The sequence below is a fragment of the Cuspidothrix issatschenkoi CHARLIE-1 genome (assembly GCF_002934005.1).
GTDB lineage: Bacteria > Cyanobacteriota > Cyanobacteriia > Cyanobacteriales > Nostocaceae > Cuspidothrix > Cuspidothrix issatschenkoi.
This window is the reverse complement of sequence record NZ_PGEM01000218.1, coordinates 1-3,800: the sequence shown is the minus strand read 5'-3', so window position 1 is coordinate 3,800 and position 3,800 is coordinate 1. Positions and strand designations below refer to the sequence as shown.

Here is a 3,800-nt window from a genome sequence, read left to right as displayed (position 1 = left end):
ACCATAAAATCGGGATGACAGGATTTGAACCTGCGCCCCCTGCGTCCCGAACGCAGTGCGCTACCAAACTGCGCTACATCCCGCCACAAAAATGGCAACATAATCACATAATACCATAATCATTAAAAAATCACAAATATTTCATCTACCAGAGATGACTTTGCTTGCTAGGATGAGATGTGTATAACTAAAATGGTAAAATAGACTGTGACTGTAAAACCAGACTGGTTGCGGGTAAAAGCACCTCAATGGGAGCGTGTTGGTAACGTTAAAGAAATTTTGCGGGATTTAGCCCTGAATACCGTTTGCGAAGAGGCTTCCTGTCCTAACATTGGTGAATGCTTTAATGCTGGTACTGCCACATTTTTAATTATGGGGCCAGCTTGCACCAGAGCTTGTCCTTACTGTGATATTGATTTTGAAAAGAAACCAAAAGCATTAGATCCCACCGAACCCACAAGACTAGCGGAAGCGGTGCGGCGAATGCAGCTTAATCACGTCGTTATTACTTCCGTTAACCGTGATGATTTATCAGATGGTGGTGCATCTCAATTTGTTAAATGTATTGACGCTATTCATGAAAATTCACCTCAGACAACCATAGAAGTATTAATTCCTGACCTATGCGGAAATTGGCAAGCCTTAGAAACTATTCTCCAAGCCAAACCAGAAGTACTAAACCATAACACAGAAACTATACCGCGTTTATATCGTAATGTTCGTCCCCAAGGCAACTATCAACGCACCTTGGAATTATTACAGCGATCACGCCAAATTAGTCCCGGTATTTACACTAAATCTGGTATTATGGTTGGTCTAGGTGAAACTGCTACAGAAGTCCGTCAAGTCATGGAAGACTTACGTTCTGTAGATTGTGACATCTTAACCATAGGTCAATATCTGCAACCTAGTCAAAAACACTTGCAAGTGTCTGACTTTATTACACCATCACAGTTTGCAGACTGGCAAGCTTTTGGGGAAGAATTAGGATTTTTACAAGTTGTTTCTTCACCATTGACAAGAAGCTCCTATCATGCAGAACAAGTCAGAGAATTAATGGCACGTTATCCCCGTGGTGACAGGTAATAATGATATAGGACTAATAACCGTAGTTTTGGGAGTAACTTCAACTGTTGCTACTCATAACTACTACAGAACAGATTAACTGTCATCTACTATATGAATAATAAGCCGCAAAATATTACTATTCTTGGTGCTGGTGCTTGGGGTCAAGCATTAGCTCATTTAGCTGCCATTAATCAGCATACCGTGCGATTATGGTCAAGACATAGCCCAGTATCTTTAGAGGATACCTTAGCAAACACTGATATTATCCTCTGTGCTATTTCCATGAAGGGTGTCAGAGATGTAGCAAACTTAGTTAATTCTGTAAATGAAAAATCCTTAAAAAATACTATTGTTGTCACGGCTACTAAAGGACTTGAACCATATACAACTTATACACCTTCCCAAATTTGGGAAACAATATTTCCTCATCAACCTGTGGTAGTCTTATCTGGTCCCAACTTATCGAAAGAAATAGAACAAAAATTACCCGCAGCGACGGTAGTAGCCAGTAAAAATGTTGTCGCCGCCCAACAAATACAATTAGTTTTTTCTTCCCAGCAATTTCGTGTTTATACTAACCCTGACCCGGTGGGAGTAGAATTAGGAGGAACATTGAAAAATGTAATAGCGATCTCCGCTGGTGTATGTGATGGTCTACACCTGGGGACAAATGCCAAAGCGGCTCTAGTCACCCGTGGGTTAACGGAAATGGTGCGTATCGGCAACACTTTAGGCGCGAAAACGGAAACATTTTATGGTTTATCTGGTCTAGGAGATTTATTAGCCACCTGTAACAGCCCTTTAAGTCGCAACTATCAAGTTGGTTATCAGTTAGCTAACTCCAAAACCTTGCCAGAAGTTCTGTCCAGTCTTTCCGGTACGGCCGAAGGGGTCAACACCTGTCGGGTATTAATGGAAATTGCCCAAAAACACAGTATTGCTATTCCTATTACCGAGCAAGTTTATCAACTACTGGCAGGAGAAATTACACCTAGACAGGCATTAGATAAACTTATGTTACGAGATATCAAATCCGAGTTTGATAACTTTCCTGTAGAACAAATATGGTCAAGAGGGGAGAAATGCTGACGGGGTAAGATGTCCAATTAAAATTGGATCATTACCGCAAAATCCCCAGGAAAATTTTGCCAAATCGTCAGGAAATTACATCTAGAGTCATGTAAATATAACTATATAGTTTATAAACATCATCATAAATACCAGATATGTTTATAATCAGTTAAAAAAATCACTGTCAATCTCCATTAAAATGGTAAAATTAACTAAGTAAATTTATACCTCAGTCTAGCCTAAAATTTGCATAACTCAAGGCTGATTAGATTAACTTTTTTCTCCAATGTGTACCTACATTAGTACAAAGTTTTGCAAACAATTGTACTAGAAATCCAAACTTTGTTATTTCATGACGAATTACGGGAACAATAGCAACAGTTGATGAGATAACCGTAATTTTAACTAACCGTAATCTATTGTTACCTGGAGCGATTGGAAACATTATGTCAGCAACATCCTTTTATACAGATGCTACCTACGATGGTCAAAATCCTAGTCCGCCTTTAGATATGGAGGTAAATCATGAAAACCATGATTTACCAGTAGATGAGTTACCAGATTCAGATATCGCTGCTGTGGAATCAGAGTTAGCCAACCAAGGCAACCGCCGCAGCACAGATTTAGTTCGTCTCTATCTGCAAGAAATTGGTCGAGTCCGCTTGTTAGGTCGAGATGAAGAAGTTTCTGAAGCTCAAAAAGTACAGCGATACTTACGCTTGCGAGTAGTGCTAAGTGCAGCAGCTAAAGACGGAGATCCTATAATTACACCTTATTTACGGTTAATTGAAGTACAAGAGCGTTTGACCTCTGAACTAGGACATCGCCCTTCTTTAGAACGTTGGGCGACCACTGCTGGCATTAATGTATCCGATCTCAAACCTACTTTAGCAAATGGCAAAAAACGCTGGGCAGAAATTGTTAAATTAACAGTAGAAGAACTAGAGCAAGTTCAAAGCCAAGGACTCCAAGCCAAATCCCAGATGATTAAAGCGAACTTGCGCTTAGTGGTATCTGTCGCCAAAAAATATCAAAATCGGGGTTTGGAACTATTGGATTTAGTTCAAGAGGGAACTTTAGGCTTAGAACGGGCTGTGGAAAAGTTTGACCCCACCAAGGGTTATCGTTTTAGCACCTACGCTTACTGGTGGATTCGTCAAGGTATTACCAGGGCGATCGCTACTTCTAGCCGCACTATCCGCACCATCCGCCTTCCTGTTCATATTAACTGAACAAAATTAAAAAAGCGCAACGCAAAATCGCCCAAGAAAAAGGCCGCACACCTACCCTAGAAGACCTAGCAATTGAGTTAGATATGACACCTACCCAAGTTCGGGAAGTGTTATTGAGAGTTCCCCGTTCTGTATCCTTAGAAACTAAAGTCGGTAAAGATAAAGATACTGAATTAGGTGAATTGCTAGAAACTGATAGCATTACCCCAGAAGAAATGTTAATGCGGGAATCTTTACAAAAAGATTTGTATAGTCTACTGGCTGACCTCACCAGTCGAGAACGGGATGTAATTTTGATGCGTTTTGGCTTATCCGACGGTCATCCCTACTCTCTAGCAGAAATTGGCCGCGCCCTTGACCTGTCACGGGAAAGAGTCAGACAAATCGAATCTAAAGCCCTGCAAAAACTCCGCCAACCCAAGCGCCGTA

2 protein-coding genes, 1 tRNA gene and 1 pseudogene are annotated in these 3,800 nt (G+C 40.8%); 3 read left to right on the top strand and 1 reads right to left on the bottom strand.

Going from position 1 to position 3,800, the window contains the following annotated elements:
- Positions 1-9: 9 nt before the first annotated feature.
- Positions 10-83 (bottom strand) — tRNA-Pro (locus CUN59_RS20565).
- A gap of 124 nt (positions 84-207) precedes the next feature.
- Between CUN59_RS20565 and lipA the strand changes: the two genes are divergently transcribed.
- The 3 genes and pseudogenes from lipA to sigC all read left to right on the top strand — a co-directional run.
- Positions 208-1,086, top strand: coding sequence for a lipoyl synthase (gene lipA, locus CUN59_RS20560; RefSeq protein WP_104389553.1), 879 nt, complete (start codon positions 208-210; stop codon positions 1,084-1,086).
- 93 nt (positions 1,087-1,179) lie between these two features.
- The gene (locus CUN59_RS20555) at positions 1,180-2,157 is read left to right on the top strand and encodes an NAD(P)H-dependent glycerol-3-phosphate dehydrogenase (protein ID WP_104389552.1); all 978 of its coding nucleotides are present in this window, start codon (positions 1,180-1,182) and stop codon (positions 2,155-2,157) included.
- A gap of 428 nt (positions 2,158-2,585) precedes the next feature.
- Positions 2,586-3,800, top strand: a pseudogene (gene sigC / locus CUN59_RS20545) (RNA polymerase sigma factor SigC); the annotation flags it as partial.

Coding starts and splice junctions, on each gene's coding strand:
- CUN59_RS20555 (WP_104389552.1), top strand. CDS start 1,180: ATGAATAATAAGCCGCAAAATATTACTATTCTTGGTGCTGGTGCTTGG.